General features: G+C 68.9%; 21 protein-coding genes. 12 read left to right on the forward strand and 9 right to left on the reverse strand.

Annotation, left to right across the window (positions count from 1 at the left end):
* Positions 1–22 precede the first annotated feature (22 nt).
* Complete coding sequence (locus U0R18_RS12270; RefSeq protein WP_526368659.1) at positions 23–733, reverse strand: TetR/AcrR family transcriptional regulator; 711 nt, start codon at positions 731–733, stop codon at positions 23–25.
* Between the two features lie 219 nt (positions 734–952).
* Here U0R18_RS12270 and U0R18_RS12275 point away from each other — a divergent pair, with 219 nt between their 5' ends.
* The 6 genes from U0R18_RS12275 (at position 953) to deoC (ending at position 4,896) form a co-directional block, all read left to right on the forward strand.
* Entirely contained in the window at positions 953–2,257 is a 1,305-nt protein-coding gene (locus tag U0R18_RS12275; RefSeq protein WP_526369489.1) for a DUF445 domain-containing protein, read from the forward strand.
* 85 nt (positions 2,258–2,342) lie between these two features.
* Entirely contained in the window at positions 2,343–2,756 is a 414-nt protein-coding gene (locus U0R18_RS12280) for a helix-turn-helix domain-containing protein (RefSeq protein ID WP_526368661.1), read from the forward strand.
* A 50-nt stretch (positions 2,757–2,806) separates the two neighbouring features.
* On the forward strand, positions 2,807–3,472 hold the full coding sequence (locus U0R18_RS12285; protein WP_526368663.1) for a heparin-binding hemagglutinin: 666 nt from the start codon (positions 2,807–2,809) through the stop codon (positions 3,470–3,472).
* A gap of 49 nt (positions 3,473–3,521) precedes the next feature.
* Entirely contained in the window at positions 3,522–3,803 is a 282-nt protein-coding gene (locus tag U0R18_RS12290; RefSeq protein WP_526369491.1) for a DUF2516 family protein, read from the forward strand.
* The gene (locus U0R18_RS12295; protein ID WP_526368665.1) at positions 3,734–4,219 is read left to right on the forward strand and encodes a DUF2599 domain-containing protein; all 486 of its coding nucleotides are present in this window, start codon (positions 3,734–3,736) and stop codon (positions 4,217–4,219) included. The genes U0R18_RS12290 and U0R18_RS12295 overlap by 70 nt, the downstream gene beginning before the upstream one ends.
* Positions 4,219–4,896, forward strand: coding sequence for a deoxyribose-phosphate aldolase (gene deoC / locus U0R18_RS12300; RefSeq protein WP_526368667.1), 678 nt, complete (start codon positions 4,219–4,221; stop codon positions 4,894–4,896). Before U0R18_RS12295 ends, deoC begins: the two co-directional genes overlap by 1 nt.
* Before the next feature lie 21 nt (positions 4,897–4,917).
* Here deoC and mgtA read toward each other — a convergent pair whose 3' ends face one another.
* From mgtA to U0R18_RS12335, 7 genes are all read right to left on the reverse strand, one after another.
* Positions 4,918–7,539 (reverse strand): magnesium-translocating P-type ATPase, encoded by a 2,622-nt coding sequence (gene mgtA, locus U0R18_RS12305; protein ID WP_526368669.1) that lies wholly within the window; start codon positions 7,537–7,539, stop codon positions 4,918–4,920.
* Positions 7,540–7,594: 55 nt separating this feature from the next.
* Positions 7,595–8,536, reverse strand: coding sequence for an LmeA family phospholipid-binding protein (locus U0R18_RS12310; protein ID WP_526368671.1), 942 nt, complete (start codon positions 8,534–8,536; stop codon positions 7,595–7,597).
* Positions 8,533–9,348 (reverse strand): carbon-nitrogen hydrolase family protein, encoded by an 816-nt coding sequence (locus U0R18_RS12315; RefSeq protein WP_526368673.1) that lies wholly within the window; start codon positions 9,346–9,348, stop codon positions 8,533–8,535. Before U0R18_RS12315 ends, U0R18_RS12310 begins: the two co-directional genes overlap by 4 nt.
* Before the next feature lie 4 nt (positions 9,349–9,352).
* A complete protein-coding gene (locus U0R18_RS12320) occupies positions 9,353–9,892 on the reverse strand; it encodes a YceI family protein (RefSeq protein ID WP_526368675.1) in 540 nt (179 codons plus the stop codon).
* 70 nt (positions 9,893–9,962) lie between these two features.
* Positions 9,963–10,754 carry a class I SAM-dependent methyltransferase gene (locus tag U0R18_RS12325; RefSeq protein ID WP_526369493.1) on the reverse strand — a complete coding sequence of 264 codons (792 nt, stop codon included), beginning with the start codon at positions 10,752–10,754 and terminating at the stop codon, positions 9,963–9,965.
* Positions 10,747–11,262 (reverse strand): DUF2505 family protein, encoded by a 516-nt coding sequence (locus U0R18_RS12330; protein WP_526368677.1) that lies wholly within the window; start codon positions 11,260–11,262, stop codon positions 10,747–10,749. The genes U0R18_RS12325 and U0R18_RS12330 overlap by 8 nt, the downstream gene beginning before the upstream one ends.
* A gap of 21 nt (positions 11,263–11,283) precedes the next feature.
* Positions 11,284–11,790: a DUF2505 family protein gene (locus U0R18_RS12335; RefSeq protein ID WP_526368679.1), complete on the reverse strand. Its 507-nt coding sequence runs from the start codon at positions 11,788–11,790 to the stop codon at positions 11,284–11,286.
* 26 nt (positions 11,791–11,816) lie between these two features.
* Here U0R18_RS12335 and U0R18_RS12340 point away from each other — a divergent pair, with 26 nt between their 5' ends.
* Both U0R18_RS12340 and U0R18_RS12345 read left to right on the forward strand, forming a co-directional pair.
* Complete coding sequence (locus U0R18_RS12340) at positions 11,817–12,884, forward strand: UDP-N-acetylmuramate dehydrogenase (protein WP_526368681.1); 1,068 nt, start codon at positions 11,817–11,819, stop codon at positions 12,882–12,884.
* 221 nt (positions 12,885–13,105) lie between these two features.
* Complete coding sequence (locus U0R18_RS12345) at positions 13,106–14,476, forward strand: Ig-like domain-containing protein (protein WP_526368683.1); 1,371 nt, start codon at positions 13,106–13,108, stop codon at positions 14,474–14,476.
* Here the strand turns inward: U0R18_RS12345 and U0R18_RS12350 are convergent.
* Entirely contained in the window at positions 14,448–15,209 is a 762-nt protein-coding gene (locus tag U0R18_RS12350; RefSeq protein WP_526368685.1) for an SDR family oxidoreductase, read from the reverse strand. The genes U0R18_RS12345 and U0R18_RS12350 overlap by 29 nt on opposite strands.
* A 172-nt stretch (positions 15,210–15,381) precedes the next feature.
* On the opposite strand from U0R18_RS12350, the gene U0R18_RS12355 reads away from it, so the two are divergent.
* From U0R18_RS12355 to U0R18_RS12370, 4 genes are read left to right on the forward strand one after another with little or no spacing between them, the layout of a single operon-like run.
* The gene (locus U0R18_RS12355) at positions 15,382–16,638 is read left to right on the forward strand and encodes an ROK family protein (protein ID WP_526369495.1); all 1,257 of its coding nucleotides are present in this window, start codon (positions 15,382–15,384) and stop codon (positions 16,636–16,638) included.
* Positions 16,635–17,963, forward strand: a complete 1,329-nt coding sequence (gene mshA, locus U0R18_RS12360; protein ID WP_526369497.1) for a D-inositol-3-phosphate glycosyltransferase — start codon at positions 16,635–16,637, stop codon at positions 17,961–17,963. Before U0R18_RS12355 ends, mshA begins: the two co-directional genes overlap by 4 nt.
* Before the next feature lie 56 nt (positions 17,964–18,019).
* Positions 18,020–18,529, forward strand: coding sequence for a YbjN domain-containing protein (locus U0R18_RS12365; RefSeq protein WP_526368687.1), 510 nt, complete (start codon positions 18,020–18,022; stop codon positions 18,527–18,529).
* 42 nt (positions 18,530–18,571) lie between these two features.
* Positions 18,572–19,318 carry a phosphoglyceromutase gene (locus tag U0R18_RS12370; protein WP_526368689.1) on the forward strand — a complete coding sequence of 249 codons (747 nt, stop codon included), beginning with the start codon at positions 18,572–18,574 and terminating at the stop codon, positions 19,316–19,318.
* The last annotated feature ends 121 nt before the right edge of the window (positions 19,319–19,439 follow it).

The raw sequence follows: 19,439 nt of genomic DNA on the forward strand, positions 1-19,439 counted from the left end.
CTATAAGCCCGGGGGACGCGAATCAGGGTGCTTCGTCGACAGCCGTCGGCAGGACGGGCGTCGGATGCGGTTGGCTGTTGAACGCGGCCAGCGATCCGTTGGTCTCGACGATGCCGCACAGGGCGCTCCAGGACAGCATGGTCAGGTAGTCGATCAGCTCGTCGGAACTCATCCGGCGGTGCGACATCCATGAGTGTGTGGCCAACTGCACGCCGCCGACGATCATGTACGCCCACGGTTCGACACCCTTGGTGTCCATCCCGACCTTTTGCATGCGGCGGCGGAACATGACGGCCAGCATCCCGGCGATGATCCGTTCGCTGTCGGCGATCACCTTGCTCTTGCCGGCCGAACTGTTGGCGAACACGAACGGGTAGATCTCCGGCTCGGCGGCGACGGTCTCGACGTAGACGCGGATGATTTCGCGGGTCAGGTCGTAGCCGTCGAGGTTGGTGGACAGGGCCGCGGCCATGTTCGGGATCAGGGTGGTCTGCGCGAATCGCATCATGACGGCCGTCGTGAGGTCGTTCTTGTCGACGAAGTAGCGGTACAGGACGGTCTTGGAAACACCGATCTCCGCGGCGATCTCGTCCATGCTGACGTCGCGGCCACGGGTGCGGATGGCTTCCAGCGTTCCGTCGACGAGCTCATTGCGCCGTTCCACCTTGTGCTGGTGCCAGCGTCTCTTGCGCCCGTCCACCTTGTTCGCAGGCGGCCTGGCCCCGGTTGCCACGTCAGCAGTTCCTGTTCTGTCGATGATGCTGATATTACGGCCAGATCCTGACACCGCGGCGGCCCGCCCCGAGCGCCGGTCACAGTAACTGGACCCCTGCGGCCCGCCCTGCAACTCGCCGGAGTAGCGGATGATGGAGACGTGGCAGCTCTCCCAGAACTCCCGACTTCGCCGGCCGATGGTTTCGGCCGTCCAACTCCCGCGGTGAGTGACACCGTCATGGGGATATCGCAGACCCTGGGTTCGTTGGCGGAGTCGTTCGCCGACGCGGACCCGGTCGCCGACGAGCAGCGCCGCCGCGGCCTGCGCCGGATGAAGCTCGTGGCCCTCGGGTTCCTGCTCGGGGCGACGGTGATCTTCCTGGCGTGCACGTGGGCGCAGAAGGGCGGCGACGCGCCCGCCTGGGTGGGCTACGTCCGGGCGGCGGCCGAGGCCGGCATGGTCGGCGCGCTGGCCGACTGGTTCGCGGTCACGGCGTTGTTCAAGCACCCGCTGGGTCTGCCGATCCCGCACACCGCGATCATCCGGAAGAAGAAGGACCAGCTCGGTGAGAGCTTGGGCACATTCGTCCGCGAGAATTTCCTGTCGCCGCAGAACGTCGAGACCAAACTGCGGGACACCGACATCGCCGGCCGCGTCGGTAAATGGTTGTCCGAGCGCGAGCATGCCGAGCGCGTCGCCGGGGAGGCGGCGTCGGTGATGCGGGTGGGTGTCGAATTGCTCAACGACGATGACATTCAGCAGGTGATCGACCGGATGATCGTGCGGCGCATCGCCGAGCCGCAATGGGGGCCGCCGGTGGGCCGGGTGCTCTCCACGCTGCTCGCCGAGAATCGGCAGGAGACGCTGATCCAGTTGCTGGCCGACCGCGCGTTCCAGTGGGCGCTCAATGCCGGGGACACCATCGACCGGGTCATCATGCGCGATTCGCCGAGCTGGTCGCCCCGGTTCGTCGACCAGTTGGTCGGCGACCGGATCCACCGTGAGCTGATGGATTTCACCGACAAGGTGCGCCGCGACCCGAATCATGAACTGCGCCAATCGGCTACGCGCTTCCTCTTCGAGTTCGCCGACGATCTCCAGAACGATCCGCTGACCATCGCCAAGGCCGAGTCGGTCAAGGAGCAACTGATGGCCCGCGACGAGGTCACCCGGGCGGCGGAGACGGCGTGGCGCACCCTCAAGCGCCTGGTGCTGGAAGGCGTCGACGATCCGTCCAGCACGCTGCGCGCGCGGGTCGCGGATTCCGTCGTCCGCATCGGGGAGTCGCTGCGCGACGACGCCGAACTGCGCGACAAGGTGGACAACTGGATCGTCCGCGGGGCCCAGCATCTGGTGAGCCAGTACGGCGTGGAGATCACCTCGATCATCACCGAGACCATCGAGCGTTGGGACGCCGAGGACGCGTCCCGGCGCATCGAATTGCATGTCGGCCGCGACCTGCAATTCATCCGCATCAACGGCACCGTGGTGGGCGCCCTGGCGGGCCTGATTATTTACGCAGTGGCACAAATCATATTCTGACCTGCGCTTGCAACTGCTTGCAAGAGCTAGCACTTGTGCGTACCGTGGGATGTAGCAATTCCGACGAGTACATCAGGGGTGAGCCATGTCGCAGGATGAGAATCTTGCCGCCGTGGTGAGCACTGTCGCCTCCCATGCCGCATCGGATATTGGCAGTTTCATCCGGGCGCAGCGCGAGGCCGCACAGGTTTCGGTACGGCAGCTGGCCGAGAAGGCCGGGGTCAGTAACCCCTATCTCAGCCAGATCGAGCGGGGTTTACGCAAACCCTCGGCCGAGGTACTCAACCAGATCGCCAAGGCGTTGCGGGTGTCCGCCGAGGTGCTCTACGTGCAGGCCGGGATCCTCGAGCCCAGCGAGAGCAACGCGGTGCGCGACGCCATCGTGACCGACATGGCGATCAGCGAGCGGCAGAAGCAGGTGCTGCTCGACATCTACACCTCTTTCCTCCAGCAGAACGAGGCGCTTCAGAAGGAGCTTCCATCTGATCAAACCTCATGAAATGCCTTGCAGAACAAACCGATTGATCACTCCCCGAAAGGAAGAAGAAAATGGCAGAGAACACCACCACCGTTGAGGACCTGAAGGCTCCGCTGCTCGCCGCCGTGGGTGCCGCGGACCTGGCCCTGGCCACCGTCAACGAGATCGTCGTCACGCTTCGTGAGCGTGCCGAGGAAGCCCGCACCGACGCCAGCGAGCGTGCCGAGGAGAGCCGCGCCAAGCTGACCGCGCGTGTCGACGAGGCCCGCGACCGGCTGACCAAGCTGCAGAGCGACCTGCCCAAGGAACTGGGCGATCTGCGCGAGCGGCTGTCGGCCGACGAGCTGCGCAAGGTCGCCGAGGAGTACGCCGAGGCCGCCACCAGCACCTACAACAAGCTCGTCGAGCGTGGCGAGGCCGCCCTGGAGCGGCTGCGCAACCAGCCGGCGATCGAGGGTGCCGCGGACCGCGTCGAAGAGTACGTCGACCAGGCCGTCGAGCTGACCCAGGATGCGCTGGGCACCGTCGCCACCCAGACCCGCGCGGTCGGTGAGCGTGCCGCCAAGCTGGTCGGTGTCGAACTGCCGGGCAAGGCCGAGGACGTCGCCGCGCCGGTGAAGAAGGCCGTCAAGAAGGCCGCGCCGGCCAAGAAGGCGCCGGCCGCCAAGAAGGCCGCCCCGGCCAAGAAGGCCCCGGCCGCCAAGAAGGCCCCGGCCAAGAAGGTCACCCAGAAGTAAGACCGTCAGTCGACGGCAATAACGGCACCCGCCTACCCTTGGAGTCGTGATGCTCCAAGGTGTGGCGGGTGCCGTTCTTCTTGTCGTGCACTACGCGGTTCTGATTACCACGCTGTATGCGCTGGTCCACGCTGCGCTGCAGCGCCCGGATGCCTACACCGCCGTGGACAAGCTCACCAAGCCGGCCTGGCTGGTGATCCTGGCCGCTGCGCTACTGCTGGCGTTCGTGATGGGGCCCGGTTTCGGGTCGGCCATCGCGGCATGCGCGGCGGGCGTATATCTGGCCGACGTCCGGCCGAAGCTGCTGGAAGTCCAGGGGAAGTCCCGCTGAGCGCGCGCCTGGGGTTGCTCTCGGCGGTGGCCGTGGCCGCCGCGGTGCTGGGCGCCGCGCCGGCGCACGCCGACAACGACGTGTTCACCCCGCCGTTCATCGACCACGCCAGGTGGGACCAGTACTGGGGCAACCTCAACACCTTGCGCGTGTATCCGACGCCGCAGGGCCGGGCCGCGGCCGGCACGCTGCAGACCACCGCACAGGCCGACGAGGCGTGGCAGGAGGTCCTCGCCGACGCCCCGGATGCCGACCAGCCCGGGATGCGCGCACAGTTCCTGTGCCACTGGCGCCTGGCGGAGTTCGCCGAACCGGGCAAGGTCAGTTGGAACATCGAGCCGTGGCGGCCCGTGGTGGACGACGTGAAGATGCTGAGCACCGGCTGCAATCCCGGCGGTGAGGAAGAGCCCGACTAGTGGGGGACTGGACGCGCCAGCAGGTGGCGGCGCTGGTCGATCACACGCTGCTCAAACCCGAGGCCACCGCGGCCGACGTCGCCGTACTGGTCGCCGAGGCGGTAGAGCTCGGGGTCTGCGCGGTGTGCGTGTCGCCGTCGATGGTGTCCGGCGCGGCCGACCTGTGTCCGGATGAGCTGCAGCTGGCCGCCGTCGCCGGATTCCCGTCGGGCAAGCATGACAGCGGGATCAAGGCCCGGGAGGCCGCGCTGGCCGTTGCGGCGGGTGCCACGGAGATCGACATGGTGATCGACGTCGGCGCTGCGGTTGCCGGTGAGCTTGGCGCGGTGGGCCGAGATATTGCGTTGGTGCGCAAGGCGATTCCGCATTCCGTGCTCAAGGTCATCGTCGAGTCGGCGGCGCTGCTGTCGCTGTCGGGGGACAGGCTGCTGGTCGACGTGTGCCGCGCGGCCGAGGATGCGGGCGCGGACTTCGTCAAGACCTCCACCGGGTTCCACCCCTACGGCGGTGCCTCGGTGGCCGCCGTGGCCGCGATGGCCGCGACGGTCGGAGATCGCCTGGGGGTAAAGGCATCCGGCGGAATTCGAACGGCCGCAGACGCCCTGGCGCTGCTGGACGCCGGGGCCACGCGGCTCGGGCTCTCCGGTACACGCGCGGTGCTCGACGGGCTCACATAGGCCCGGCCCGGAACCCGCGTCCTAGGCGCGGAAGCGGGCCGCCCGGCGCTGTACCCGGTGCGACCGGCCCCGGGTACGTTCGTGCGGATCGCCGAGGTGCATGGGATCGGCGTAGAAGACCTTCTTGGTGATCTCGACCAGCACCAGGTAGGCCAGCGTCAGCACGGCCAGCGCGGCGAAGAACTGCCAGGGCAGGGTGGTGAAACCCAGCCGGCCCGCCAGGGGCGACAGTGTCAGCGCCACGCCGACCGCGATCACCGTCAGCGTCGAGGCGATCAGCGCCACGCTGGGTCGGCTGCGGAAGAACGGGATCCGCCGGGTGCGGATGGCGAAGATGATCAGCGTCTGGGTCGCCAGGGATTCCAGGAACCAGCCGGTGCGGAATTCGGGTGCACCGGCGTGCAGTACCCCGAGCATCAGCCCGAAGGTCAGGAAGTCGAACAGCGAGCTGATCGGACCGAAGGTCAGCATGAACCGACGGATGAACGCGATGTTCCAGTGCGACGGCGCGTGCAACTGTTCGGGGTCGGCGTGGTCGGTGGGGATCGCCAATTGGGAGGTGTCGTAGAGCAGGTTGTTCAGCAGGATCTGGCCCGGCAGCATCGGCAGGAACGGCAACACCGCCGACGCGGCCGCCGCGCTGAACATGTTGCCGAAGTTGCTCGACGTGCCCATCAGGACGTACTTGATGGTGTTGGCGAAAATGCGCCGGCCCTCGGCCACGCCGTCGGCCAGCACGCCGAGGTCTTTCTCCAGCAGCACCACGTCGGCAGCATCCTTGGCAACGTCGGTGGCCGAATCCACCGAGATGCCGACATCCGCCGAGTGCAGTGCGAGTGCGTCGTTGACGCCGTCGCCCAGGTAGCCGACCGACCGCCCCTGTTTGCGCGCCGACCGGATGATCGCCGCCTTCTGCTCCGGTGTCACGCGGGCGAAGATCGTTGTGTTGGAGACCATTTCGTCGAAGTCGGTGCCGGAGAGCCGCTCCATGTCGGTGCCGGTGACGACTCCCTTGGAAGTCAGTCCGAGGTCCTTGCAGACCTTCTCGGCGACCTGCGGGTTGTCGCCGGTGGCGACCTTGACATCGATCTCGAGTTCGGCGAGCTTGGCCAGCGAGTCCTTGGCGGCGGCCTTCGGGTTGTCGGCGAACACCAGGAATCCCGCCAGGGTCAGGCCCTGCTCGTCGGCCGCGGTGATGGCCGTCAGGGCGGACGCGGACCGGGTGGCCACCGCCACGACGCGGCGGCCGTCGGCGAACAGCGCGTCCAACGTCGGCCGTGCGGTCGCGGGGACGTCGACGCAGTCGTCCAGGACCTGTTCGGGTGCGCCCTTGAGGACGAGAGTTCTTGTCCCTCCGCTAGTTTCGTTGACCAGCACCGAGGAGGCGCGGCGGGTATGGTCGAACGGCAACTCGGCGACCTTGGTCACCCCGGCGGTCAGCCTCCGGGCATCCGGATGCGATTCCCACAGCGCCGTATCCATGTCGTTGCCGCTGGCCCCGCCGGTTGCCGGGTCGACGTCGGTGGCCAACAGTCCCAGCCGCAGGACGTCCGCCGATGCTGTTCCAGCCGGGTCCACGGCGTCGACGAAGCTGATGTGCCCCTCGGTGAGAGTGCCGGTCTTGTCGGTGATCAGGACATCGATGTCGCCCAGGTCCTCGATGCAGACCAGCCGCTTCACCAGGACCTTGCGTCTGGCCAGTTGTCGGGACCCGGCCGCCAGACTGCTGCTGACGACTGCGGGCAGCAGCTGCGGGGTGATGCCGACGGCGATGGCCAGCGCGAAGAGCACCGATTCGATGATGGGCCGGCGCAGCAGCAGATTGGTGACCAGGATGAGGACCGTCAGCGTGATCGCCACGTAGAGAAGCAGATACGAGAACTTGCGCAGGCCGGCCTGGAAATCTGTCTCGGGCGGGGTAGTGCCCAGCCCGGCGGCGATCTTCCCGAACTCGGCGCCGGACCCGGTTGCGTACACCACCGCGGTGCCTTCACCGGAGCTGACGATGGTGCCCATGAACGCCAGGTCGGAGCACTCGGCCAACGGCGTGCCGGGGGGAACCGGTTCCACGGACTTGACGGCGGCCGCCGACTCGCCGGTCAGCAGGCTTTCGTTGCACTCGAGTCCCTGGGCCTCGAGCAGGCGGACGTCGGCGGGCACCGCTTCGCCGAGGGTCAGCCGGATGACATCACCGGGGACCAGGTCGGTGACGTCGAGCTTGACGTACTGTCCGTCCCGGCGCGCCACCGCGCTGTGCTGGACCCGTGAATGCAGGGCCTGGGTCGCGCGTTCGGCCCGGTACTCGTTGATGAAACCGAGGCCGACGCTGATCACCAGGATGATCCCGATGATAATCGATTGGGTGGTGTCGCCCAGGAAGGCCGAAACGATGGCGGTGCCGGCGAGCAGCAGCAGCACGGCATTGCTCAGCTGTCGCTCGAGGATCTTCCAGGCGCTGACCCTGTGGGTCGGGAAGGCGTTGGGGCCGTAGGCTTCTCGCCTGCTGGCGGCCTCAGCGGTGGACAGGCCCTGCGGTGAGGTGGCCAGTTGGGCCAGCAGTTGGCCGGATGACGATGACGCGGCCTGGGCGAGTGGGACGCGGTTGTCCGCGGCGGTGGTCGAGTGCTCCGCGGCGGCGGTCATGTGACAGATAGTGCTCGAGGACCCAAGGCGGGGTCAAGCGGCCCTGTTGGACGTCCTACAGGCTGGTGAAGCAGGCGTCGTTGCCGCCGGCCGGAATCGTCGCGTTCGTCGTCGAGAGCTGGCCGCTCACACCGTCATCGGTCACCTGGATGGCGTCGGCCTTGATGCCCATCGGATAGTCCTTCATCATCTGCTGGGTGAAGGCGTCCAGCGCGGGCTGGACCGACTCGCTGGGCAGCGTGAACCCCAGACCGGTGACGTTCTGGACCTCGAGGCCGATGCTGCCGTTGGTGACGGTGGGCTTGGCGGTGACCGTTCCCAGCGGACCCTGCAACTCGATGGTCCCGGCGGACGCATCGGTGGTAACCCCCGACACGATTCCGCCGAACAGCGGGATCGCGTCCTGCACAGTGCGTTTGATGCCGTCGGAGGACCAGTCGAACCGCGCCACCAGGGAGCCGATGGTGCCGGCCGAGGTGCCCGCGTTCTTCAGCTGCACGTCCTTCAGGTCGATGTTCACCTTCATCCCCTTGGCCTCGCGCACCTGATTGCCGGCGGTTTCCACGGAGATGTTGGTGTAGTGCTCGTTGAAGTGCTGCCACAGGAACGGCGGGACCACCCCGAACGAGGCGTCGGCCTTGTCCTGCACCACGCACGAAACGATGGTCGAGACGATCGAGTTGGCCCGGTGGCGCGCGTAGAGCTCGCCGCCGACGATGGCCGCCAGTCCCAGCGCGACGACGGTCACCAGAACCAGGACGATCGACAGCGGATCGCTGACGAGCCGGCGCAGCGGGTTCTGCGTGGGCGGCCCAGGCTCTTCGGGAGCGATGGGGGGGCTCGCATTGGCCGTCTGGAACTGCTGGGTCGGCGGCTCCGGTCGGGCCTGCCGGGGGATTTGCTGCGTGGCCTCCGGCGGCGGGACCTGCGAAGGGATGCGTTCGGTGGGCGGCACCTGCGGTGGGCGGCCCCACGGCCCCGGTGGCGGATTCGTCACCCGCGCGATTCTGCCCTATCGGTCTGAGCGGACGCTGAGCGGTTACGCAGGACGGCCAGCGTGTCCCGGGCCGACGCGACGACGGCCGGGTCGACATCGCAGACCAGCAGTTGCTCGTCGGCGCCGGCGCTGCCGATGACCTCGCCGTACGGTGAGGCGACCAGGCTTCCGCCGACCCCGGTGGGCCCGATCTTGGCGATCTCGTCGCCGGGATACGCCTGCCCGACCGCGGCGACGAAGCCGGCGGTGTCCAGTGCCCGGGCGCGGGCCAGCAGCGTCCACTGGTCGAGCTTGCCGGGCCCGGTGCCCCAGGAAGCGCTGACGGTGAACACCTGCGCGCCGCGTTGGGCCAGGCCGACATAGAGCTCGGGGAAGCGGACGTCGTAGCACGTGGTCAGGCCAACGGCGACCCCGTCGACGTCGATCAACACCGGTTCGTGGCCGGGTGCGACGGTCTTGGACTCGGCGAAGCCGAACGCGTCGTAGAGGTGGATCTTGTCGTAGTGCGTGTCGATCCCCGGCCCGGCGGCGATCAGCGTGTTGGTGACCCGTTCGCCGTCGGCCGGGCAGAACATCCCCGCCACCACGGTGACGCCGTGCTCCGCCGCGGCCGCCCGCACGCCGTCCGCCCACGGCCCGTCCAACGGTTGGGCGACGGGGCGTAGCGGGACCCCGAAGCGGCACATCGTGGCTTCGGGGAACACCACCAGTTGCGCGCCCTCGGCCGCGGCCCGGCCGACGTAGTCTCGCACCGTGGCCAGGTTGGCGGCGGGGTCGGTGCCGCTCTTGATCTGGGCCAGCGCGATCCGCATGGGTTCAGACTATGCGCCGGGCGTCCAGCGCCACGGTCACCGTGTCGTCGACCTTCATGGTGCCCATCATCATCGAGAACGGCTTGATCTTGAACTCGGTCTGACGCACCTGGGCCGCACACGTCAGATGCCAGGTGTCGCCATCCTGGGTCATCGTGAGGTCGACGGTGGTGGGCCGGCTGACACCGTGGATGCTCAGCGGTCCCGCCAGCCGGTAGCCGTCGCCGGTGCGCTCGATGCTGTCCGGGTGGAATTCGATGGTCGGGAAGGATTTGGCGTCAAGGGTTTTCAGCGCGTTCCCGCGCGCGACCGCCTTTTCCGGGCCGGACAGCGGGGTCACACCGCCTTCGCCGCGCAGCACCTGCAGCGAGTCGACGTCGACGACGAGGGCGGCGGCGACCGGGGTCTTGCCCCGCCACGTCACGTCGATGCGCCACGACTCCATCAGCAGTGTCAATCGATGGCCCATCTTGGCGGCGCGCCCGGCGACGCCCGTGCGTATGGTGAGCTCGCCGTCGGCGTTGGTCAGGGTCCAGGTGGTCACCGTCGAATTCTGCACCAAGGTCGCTGAGACGCCCGTGGAACGACCCTGTGGCAGAACTCGACGTGGGATTTCAGACCGGCTCGACCACATTCCACGGCACCGTCAGCACCGCGTCCCGCAGCCTGCGCCGCTGCGGTTCGACCGGCACCCCGTCGCGCGCCAGCATTGCCACCATCTCGCGCCAGCGCACCCTGGGGCCGAACACCCCCTGACCGGACGCGTGGGCCCACGCCCGATCCGCGGCGGCCAACAGCGCGTGGATCGGCTGACCCGGAACATTGTGGTGGATAAGGACTTTCGGCAGTCGCTCGGCCAGATCGGATGGCCGTTCGAGGTTCCCGGGATCGCATGCCAGAGTCAGGCTCACCGGTCCGTCCTCGTCGAGCAACACCCAGCAGCAGCGCCGGCCGAGTTCGTCGCACGTACCATCCACGATCAATCCACCCGGCGCCAGCCGGGCCCGCAGCGTCGCCCAGGCGGCCGGCACCTCCTCCACGGGGTACTGCCGCAGCACGTTGAACGCGCGCACCAGCACCGGATGCAGTCCCGCCATCTCGAAACCGCCGACGGCGAACCGGACGCCGGGCCGGGCCGCGGACTGCGCCGAGGCCACCCGGTGCGGGTCGATCTCCAGCCCGACCACTTCCACATCGGGGCGGACCGCCCGCAGACGGTCGGACAACTCCAGCGTCGTGACCGGCAGGGCGCCGTAGCCGAGGTCGACCACCAGGGGATCGGCCGCCGACTCGAGAACCGTGCGGACGCGCGGCGAATGCACCAGCCAGCGGTCGCTGCGGCGCAGCCGGTTGTACCCGGTGGTGCCCCGGGTGGGTTGGCCGATGGGCGCGGGATCCCTAGTGATGCTTGGAGATCCAGTCCGCCGTGAACGCCTCCTCGGCGTCGAACAGCATCGTGATGTTGGACAGGATCAGCTGCTCGAGCGTTCCGCCCACGAAAGGGATGTTCACCTTGCACACGTTGGCCAACCGCAGCCGGCTGGTGCCGCCCTCGTCGGTCAGCATGTAACGGCCGCCGAAGTGGCCCGGGCCCAGTGGCACCGACGCCCGGTAGCGGCCCGTGGCGCTGTTCGTCTCGGTATCGAAGGGGGCGAAATGCTGTTCGCGCGTGATGATCATGTCCACCGGCATCACCGCGCGCGCCACCGGCGGCAGGTACATGCGCGGCAGGTTCTGTCGGAAAACGATGTCAGTGCCGGATTCCTCGCAGCGGAACTCGGTGATCTCGGATTGTGGGGTGAGCCACCCGTAGGCGTCCATCAACGCGTCCCAGTACTGGCGATCGGTGAAGTCCTGGTAGACCTTCTCGGCCGGGGCGTCGAACGTAATGGTGTAGTCCATCCGACGGCTCATGCCGGCGATTTTACTGACGCGTCAGCAATTTTCGGTGAGCCACTTCGTGGTGAATCGCTGTTCGGCGTTGAGCAGGTCCACCAGCTGGGCGCTGACGAAGCTCTCGATCTTGCCGCCCACCAGCGGAACGCGGACCTCCACGGAGCCACGAAAGGTGAGGCGGGTCAGATCACCTTTCCGGGTCAGCGCGGCATCCCCGCCCAGCCTGACGGGAGCCCCGTGGATATCGCCGCTGACCTGCGCGGTGGCCTTCTGGTCGGTAACCGGGCTCCACTGCTCCCGGCGCCCGATCCGCAGGTCCCCCCGGTGGAACTGCGTCACGATCCCGGGCAACCGATCGTGGCGCAGGATCTGCGTGGTGGCGACGGTGATGGTGCCGCCCGGGCCGACCTCCAGGGCGTCCAGGGTGGCGTCGTCGGCGCCCGAATCGGCCAGCCGCGCCTGCCAGTACCGCTCGTCGGCAAAGGCGCGATGGACCTGATCGACGGTGCCGTCGTACTCGGCGGACATGTCGAATGAACGCGGCATAGCTGGCCAGGCTACCGTTACCGCCCGTGACCGGTTCGCCATACGCCGGCGCCCTCGTCGAGCACGACGCGCCGTTGGCCCCGCTGACCACCCTGCGGGTGGGACCGGTGGCGCAGCGGCTCATCACCTGCACGTCCACCGACCAGGTGGTGGCCGCTCTGAACGCACTGCGGGGCGAGGGCATCGACCCACTGGTGCTGGGTGGTGGCTCGAACCTGGTCCTCGCTGACACCATGACGAACCTGACGGTCGTGCGCTTATTGAATGCTCGAATAGTGTTGGACGGCAACATTGTTCGAGCTGAAGCGGGTGCCGACTGGGATACCGTCGTGCGCACCTCGATCGACGCCGGCCTGGGAGGGCTGGAGTGCCTGTCGGGTATCCCGGGCTCCGCGGGAGCGACGCCGGTCCAGAACGTCGGCGCCTACGGCGCGGAGGTGGCCGACACCCTGACCCGGGTGCGCCTGCTCGACCGGGACACCGGCGAACTGCGCTGGGCGGCACCGGCCGAACTCGGATTCGGCTACCGCACCAGCGTCCTGAAGCACCCTGCCCCCGGGGTGCGCGCGCCGATCGCCGTCGAGGTCGAGTTCACCCTGGATGCCTCGAACCGCAGCGCGCCGCTGCGCTACGGCGAGCTGACCACCGCACTCGGTGCGGAGCCGGGGCAGCGCACCGACCCGGCCCGCGTCCGCGCCGCTGTCCTGGCGTTGCGCCGCGCCAAGGGCATGGTGATCGACGAGTCCGACCACGACACCTGGAGTGTCGGGTCGTTCTTCACCAACCCCGTCGTCAGCGCCGATCGGTTCGATCAGCTGCTCGCCCGCCACGGTGCCATGCCGCACTTCCCGGCGGACGCCGGGGTGAAGCTGGCCGCCGGCTGGCTGGTGGAACATGCCGGATTCGCCAAGGGCTTCCCGGGTCCCGATGCACCGGCGCGGTTATCGACCAAGCACGCGCTGGCCCTGACCAACCGCGGAACCGCCACCAGTGCCGATGTCATCGCGTTGGCGCGCCGGGTGCGCGACGGCGTGGCCAGCACCTTCGGTGTCGAACTGGTGCCGGAGCCGGTGATCCTGGGCGCTGTGGTCTGATCCGCCGGGCCTCGTGCTCGCGGAAATGCACCGCTCGCCGAACCCGGCTGTGGTGTGATCCGCCGGGCCTCGTGCTCGCGGAAATGCACCGCTCGCCGAACCCGGCTGTGGTGTGATCCGCCGGGCCTCGTGCTCGCGGAAATGCACCGCTCGCCGAACCCGGCTGTGACGTGACCCTCACGATTTAGCGTCCGTCAGCCCGGTCCGTACCCTGGATTCCCGTGAGTGCCGCCCGTCGTTCCGCCGACCTGCCGCCGGTCAACCGGCGCCGGGCGCTGGGCGTGCTGGCACTGGGGGCGCTGGCCCCGGGCGCGCTGGCCGCGTGTGTTGGCGGCGTCACCAAGAAGGAGGCGGCCGCCCCGCCGGCGAGTCCGACGTTGACCTTCAGCCCCGAAGCATCGGCGACCGATGTGCTGCCCACCGCGCCCGTGCGGGCCAACGTCGCCGACGGCTGGTTCCAGAAGATCTCGCTGACCAACGCGGAGGGCAAGGCCGTCGCCGGTGTCCTCAACCGCGATCGCACCGAGTTCGTCGTCACCGAGCCCCTGGGCTACGGCGCGGTGTACACCTGGGCGGGTTCGGTGGTCGGCCGCGACGGCAAGGCCGGCTCGGTGACCGGGAAGTTCAACACCATCAAGCCCACCGTCGTGGTCAACGGTCAGTTCCAGCTGTCGGACGGGCAGACCGTGGGTGTGGCCGCGCCGATCATCCTGCAGTTCGACGCGCCGATCTCCGACAAGGCCGCCGTGCAGAAGGCCCTGAGCGTGACCACCACGCCGCCGGTCGAAGGCAGCTGGGCCTGGTTGCCGGACGAGGCCGAAGGCTCGCGCGTGCACTGGCGCAGCCGCGAGTACTACCCCGCCGGGACCACCGTGCACGTCGAGGCCAAGCTCTATGGCGTCGACTTCGGTGACGACAACTATGGCGCCGGGGATTCGACCCTGGACTTCAGCATCGGCCGCCGTCAGGTGGTGAAGGCCGACGCCGGCAGTCACCGCATCCAGGTGATCACCGACGGCGGAGTGCTGTTCGACTTCCCGTGCAGCTATGGCGAGGCTGATCTGCCGCGCAACGTCACCCGCAGCGGTACCCACGTGGTGACCGAGAAGTACTCGGATTTCTACATGTCCAACGCGGCGGCCGGCTACAGCAACATTCACGAGCGCTGGGCGGTGCGGATCTCCAACAACGGCGAGTTCATCCATGCCAACCCGGCCAGCGCCGGCGCGCAGGGCAATACCAACGTGACCAACGGCTGCATCAACCTGTCCACCGATGACGCCGAGCAGTATTACTACACCGCGATCTACGGCGATCCGGTCGAGGTGACGGGCACGTCCATCGACCTGTCGTACTCCGACGGCGACATCTGGGACTGGGCGGTGGACTGGGACACCTGGGTGTCGATGTCGGCGCTGCCGCCCGAGAACGCTCCGGTGGCGCAGACGTCGATCCCGAGCACGGTTCCCGTGACGCCGACCGACGCGCCCACCCTGTCGGGTACGGCGACCACCACGACGACCACCACCACGACGACGACATCGTCGCCGACCAGTACGACGTCTACTTCTCCTGCGGAGCCCGGCGGCTGAACCGGCCCCACGGCGCCTGATCCCGCGGCCGGAGGATGATCTGGTCGAGATCGACGTGTGCCGGCCGCGACGCGACGAACCCGATGACCTCGGCGACATCCTCGGCGGTCAGCGGCGTGATGCCCGCGTAGACCGAATCGGCGCGGTGCTGGTCACCGTCGAACCGGACCAGGGAGAACTCCGTCTCTACCGCGCCCGGCGCAATCTCGGTGAGCCGCACGGGTTTTCCGAGCAGCTCGCCGCGCAGGGTGCGGTGCAGCGCGCCCTGGGCGTGCTTGGCGGCGGTGTAGCCCGAGCCGCCGTCGTAGGTCTCGAACGCCGCGATCGAGGTCACGGTGACGACGAGACCGTTGCCCGAGTCGATCAACTTGGGCAGCAGCGCGCGGGTCACCCGCAGTGTGCCCAGCACGTTGGTCTCCCACATCCAGCGCCAGTGCTCGAGGTCGGCGTCGGCCACCGTTTCGAGGCCCTTTGCGCCACCGGCGTTGTTGACCAGCAGGTCCACCCGCGGCAGCCGGTCGGCCAGCGCGTTCACCGCGGCGTCGTCTGTGACGTCGGCCACAATCGCGGTTCCGCCGATGTCGGCGGCCAGCGCCTCGATGCGATCCGCCCGCCGGGCCACTGCCGCAACATGAAAGCCTTGTGCGGCAAGTACTTTCGCAGTCGCCGCACCAATGCCCGAGCTGGCACCGGTGACGACGGCCACGCGGTTGTGTCCGTCTGGGTTGGTCATGGCCCAACTGTAGCCAGCGTGCTAGCTTCTCTACCCATGACGGGCACCACCTTCGGGATCCATGCGGCTGCGCACGCCGGCATGTGTTGTTGTCCCGTGCTTCGTCGCGCCTGACCGTCCTCCTCGGTTCCGGGCGCGGCATTCCAGCCCCGTCGGATCGAAACCCAAGGACATCAACGTGCGCACCCAGACTCTTGCTCGACCGGTCACCCCCATCTCCCGCCACGCATTGCGCGGCCGTCACCACGTCGTCGCCCCCGCACTGCGCATCGGCGATGCGCCCGCGGCCGCCGTTTTCGCCGCCGCCCGCCGGCGCGGACCCATCGCCCGGGACGCCATCGCCACCCTGACCTCGCTGTCCATTGCGACGGTGAATCGCCAGGTCAGCGCCCTGCTGGAGGCCGGGCTGCTGCGCGAACGCGCCGACCTGGCCGTCGCCGGGGCGATCGGGCGTCCGCGTGTCCCGGTCGAGGTGAACCATGAGCCGTACCTGACCCTCGGCGTGCACATCGGGGCGCGCACCACCAGCATCGTGGCCACCGATCTGCTCGGCCGGACCCTCGACGCCGTCGAGACGCCGACGCCGGGCGGCCCGCAGTCCAGCGCGCTGGCGACCCTGGCCGGCAGCGCCCGCCGCTACCTGAGCCGCTGGCACAAGCGCCGCGCGCTGTGGGTCGGCGTCGCGATCGGCGGGGTCGTCGACGGGCGGGCCGGCCACGTCGACCACGAACGGCTCGGCTGGACGAAGGCCCCGGTCGGGGCGGTGCTGGCCGAGTCGCTGGGACTTCCGGTGTCGGTGTCGGCGCACGTCGATGCGATGGCCGGGGCCGAACTGCTGCTCGGCGTGCGGCCCCCGGCGGCCAGCAGCCTCTACATCTATGCCCGCGAAACGGTGGGCTACGCACTGGTGATCGATGGCCGGGTGCACACGCCGGACACCGGCCCCGGCACCATCGCGCACCTGCCCGCGCACTCCGAACTGCTCGGCGGCACCGGCCGGCTGGAAACCACGGTCAGCGACGAAGCGGTGCTGGCGGCCGCGCGCCGGCACGGGGTACTACCCGCCACCGTCCCCGCGGTCGGGATGGCGCCGCTGGTCGGCGCCGCGCGCCAGGGCAACGACGTGGCCCGGGAACTGCTCGCCGAACGCGGCCGGGTCCTCGGCGAGAGCGTCGCTCTGCTGCGCGACCTGCTCAACCCCGACGACCTGGTGGTCGGCGGTCAGGCGTTCACCGAATACCCCGAGGGCCTGGCGGCCGCCGAGGCGGCCTTCGCAGAGCGCTCCACGCTGCCGCGCCGGGAATTACGCGTCACCGCGTTCGGCAACCGGGTGCAGGAAGCCGGCGCCGGCGCCGTGTCCCTGGGCGGCCTCTATGCGGACCCGCTGGGGGCGCTGCGAAAGGCCCAGCGGTCGCTCGCGGTTTCCTGATCGCGGGTGCGTGTAAGTATGGAGGCGTGCGTGTCGCCGTCCTGTCGGTCCATACCTCCCCGCTGGCCCAGCCCGGCACCGGCGACGCCGGCGGGATGAACGTCTACGTCCTGCAGAGCGCGTTGCACATGGCCCGCCGCGGGGTCGAGGTGGAGATCTTCACCAGGGCGACCTCGTCGGCCGATCCGCCGGTGGTCCGGGTGGCCCCGGGGGTGCTAGTGCGCAACATCATCGCCGGGCCGTTCGAGGGACTCGACAAGTACGACCTGCCGACGCAGCTGTGCGCCTTCACCGCGGGCGTGCTGCGGGCCGAGGCCAACTACGACCCCGGCCACTACGACATCGTGCACTCGCACTACTGGCTGTCCGGCCAGGTGGGCTGGCTGGCGCGGGACCGCTGGGCGGTGCCCCTGGTGCACACCGCCCACACCCTGGCCGCGGTCAAGAACGCCGCGCTGGCCGAGGGCGACGCGCCCGAACCGCCAATGCGCGCCGTCGGCGAGCAGCAGGTTGTCGATGAAGCCGACCGCTTGATCGCCAACACCGAAGATGAAGCGCGCCAATTGGTTTCGCTACATCACGCCGACCCGTCCCGCATCGATGTGGTGCACCCCGGCGTCGACCTGCAGACCTTCACCCCGGGCGATCGCCGTGCCGCGCGTGCCGCGCTGGGCCTGCCCGACGACCAGCCCGTCGCGGTCTTCGTGGGACGTATCCAACCGTTGAAGGCGCCCGACGTGCTGCTGCGCGCGGCCGCGCGGGTGGACGGACTGCGGGTGGTGATCGCGGGCGGCCCGTCGGGCAGCGGGTTGTCGGCCCCGGATGGGCTGATCCGGCTGGCCGAGGACCTCGGCATCACCGAGCGGGTCACCTTCCTGCCGCCGCAGTCCCGGGAACGGCTCGCCGATCTGTACCGGGCCGCCGACGTCGTCGCCGTGCCCAGTTACTCCGAATCGTTCGGGTTGGTCGCCGTCGAGGCGCAGGCCTGCGGCACGCCGGTGGTCGCGGCCGCCGTCGGGGGACTGCCCACCGCCGTGCGCGACGGTGTCAGCGGCGTCCTGGTCGACGGCCACGACCCGGCGGACTGGGCGGACGCCATCGCCGGCCTGCTCGCCCGCGACGCTGCGGACGTGGCCGCCATGAGTGCGGCGGCGGTGGCACACGCGTCGACGTTCTCCTGGGAGCACACCGTCGACGCGCTGCTGGCGGCCTATGACCGGGCGATCGCCGACTACGCCCGCAGTCACCCCCGGCCGGCCGTCGCAACGCCGTCGGCCCGCCGCGGCACGCGCCGGTGGACCCGCCGCCGCGGGGTGCGGGCGTGAGCCGAGTCGACGATGCCGGCGCTGAAGGCGGCGGAGGAGGAGCGAGGCAATCTGGCGTGAGCCGAGTCGACGAGATCATCACCGCCACCCTCGACGAGCACGGCCTCGAATACAGCCGGCATGAGGGCGTGCGTGGCGGACTGCCCGGCCTGGTCGTCGTGCTGCCGGGGGAGCGGCGCCTCAAGACCAACACGTTGCTGTCGATCGGCGAGCATTCGGTGCGCGTCGAGGCGTTCGTGTGCCGCAAGCCCGATGAGAACTTCGAGGCGGTCTACAAATTCCTGCTCAAACGGAACCGTCGCCTCTACGGGGTGGCCTACACCCTCGACAATGTCGGCGATATCTACCTGGTGGGCCGGATGGCACTGGAATCGGTGACGGCGGACGAGATCGACCGTGTTCTCGGACAGGTGCTCGAAGCCGTCGACAACGACTTCAACACGTTGCTGGAGTTGGGTTTTCGGTCGTCCATCCAGAAGGAGTGGGCGTGGCGGGTCGAGCGCGGCGAGTCGCTGAAGAACCTCGAGGCGTTCGCGCACCTGATCGACGACGAGGCCGGCGAATGAACGCTGCGGCACGGCAACGCCCGTCGTGGCAAGATTCCAGCCATGGCTGACTCCACCCTTGTCCTGCTCCGCCACGGCGAGAGCGAATGGAACGCGCTCAACCTGTTCACCGGCTGGGTCGACGTCGACCTGACCGACAAGGGCCGGGCCGAGGCGATCCGCGGCGGTCATCTGATGGCCCAGCAGGGGCTGCTGCCCGACGTGCTCTACACCTCGCTGCTGCGCCGCGCGATCACCACCGCGAACCTGGCGCTCGACGCCTGCGACCGGCACTGGATCCCGGTGATCCGCAACTGGCGGCTCAACGAGCGGCACTACGGCGCGCTGCAGGGCCTGGACAAGGCCGAGACCAAGGCCAAGTACGGCGAGGAGCAGTTCATGGCGTGGCGGCGCAGCTATGACACGCCGCCGCCGCCGATCGAGAAGGGCAGCAAGTACAGCCAGGACGCCGATCCGCGCTACGCCGACATCGACGGTGGACCGCTCACCGAATGCCTCGCCGACGTGGTCGCCCGCTTCGTGCCGTACTTCGAGAGCACCATCGTCCCCGACCTGCAGGCCGGCCGGACCGTGCTGATCGCCGCGCACGGCAATTCGCTGCGTGCCCTGGTCAAGTACCTCGACGGAATGAGCGACGACGAGGTTGTCGGTCTGAACATTCCCACCGGCATCCCGTTGCGCTACGACCTCGACGGCGCGCTCAAGCCGAAGATCCCCGGCGGCACCTACCTGGATCCGGAGGCCGCGGCCGCCGGAGCCGCGGCAGTGGCCAGTCAGGGCGCCAAGTAGCGATTTCGGCGATATTTCGGCGAACATCCGGTTAACGCGGGTGAACCACAGTCAAATACCTGCATTTCCGTGTGTGAGATGTCCCGAAATGGCCGCACGCTGCTGGGGTGGCGTTCATCGG

The sequence above is a fragment of the Mycobacterium sp. genome, assembly GCF_046330795.1.
In the GTDB taxonomy this organism is placed as follows: Bacteria; Actinomycetota; Actinomycetes; order Mycobacteriales; family Mycobacteriaceae; genus Mycobacterium.

What these genes read in the sequence shown, in the direction of transcription:
- U0R18_RS12350 (WP_526368685.1), bottom strand. Translation starts at nt 15,209, where the DNA reads ATGACCAACCCAGACGGACACAACCGCGTGGCCGTCGTCACCGGTGCC.
- U0R18_RS12330 (WP_526368677.1), bottom strand. Translation starts at nt 11,262, where the DNA reads ATGAGCCGTCGGATGGACTACACCATTACGTTCGACGCCCCGGCCGAG.
- U0R18_RS12290 (WP_526369491.1), top strand. Translation starts at nt 3,522, where the DNA reads ATGCTCCAAGGTGTGGCGGGTGCCGTTCTTCTTGTCGTGCACTACGCG.
- U0R18_RS12295 (WP_526368665.1), top strand. Translation starts at nt 3,734, where the DNA reads ATGCGCGGCGGGCGTATATCTGGCCGACGTCCGGCCGAAGCTGCTGGA.
- U0R18_RS12285 (WP_526368663.1), top strand. Translation starts at nt 2,807, where the DNA reads ATGGCAGAGAACACCACCACCGTTGAGGACCTGAAGGCTCCGCTGCTC.
- U0R18_RS12280 (WP_526368661.1), top strand. Translation starts at nt 2,343, where the DNA reads ATGTCGCAGGATGAGAATCTTGCCGCCGTGGTGAGCACTGTCGCCTCC.
- U0R18_RS12335 (WP_526368679.1), bottom strand. Translation starts at nt 11,790, where the DNA reads ATGCCGCGTTCATTCGACATGTCCGCCGAGTACGACGGCACCGTCGAT.
- U0R18_RS12315 (WP_526368673.1), bottom strand. Translation starts at nt 9,348, where the DNA reads ATGCGGATCGCGCTGGCCCAGATCAAGAGCGGCACCGACCCCGCCGCC.
- mgtA (WP_526368669.1), bottom strand. Translation starts at nt 7,539, where the DNA reads ATGACCGCCGCCGCGGAGCACTCGACCACCGCCGCGGACAACCGCGTC.
- U0R18_RS12370 (WP_526368689.1), top strand. Translation starts at nt 18,572, where the DNA reads ATGGCTGACTCCACCCTTGTCCTGCTCCGCCACGGCGAGAGCGAATGG.
- U0R18_RS12275 (WP_526369489.1), top strand. Translation starts at nt 953, where the DNA reads ATGGGGATATCGCAGACCCTGGGTTCGTTGGCGGAGTCGTTCGCCGAC.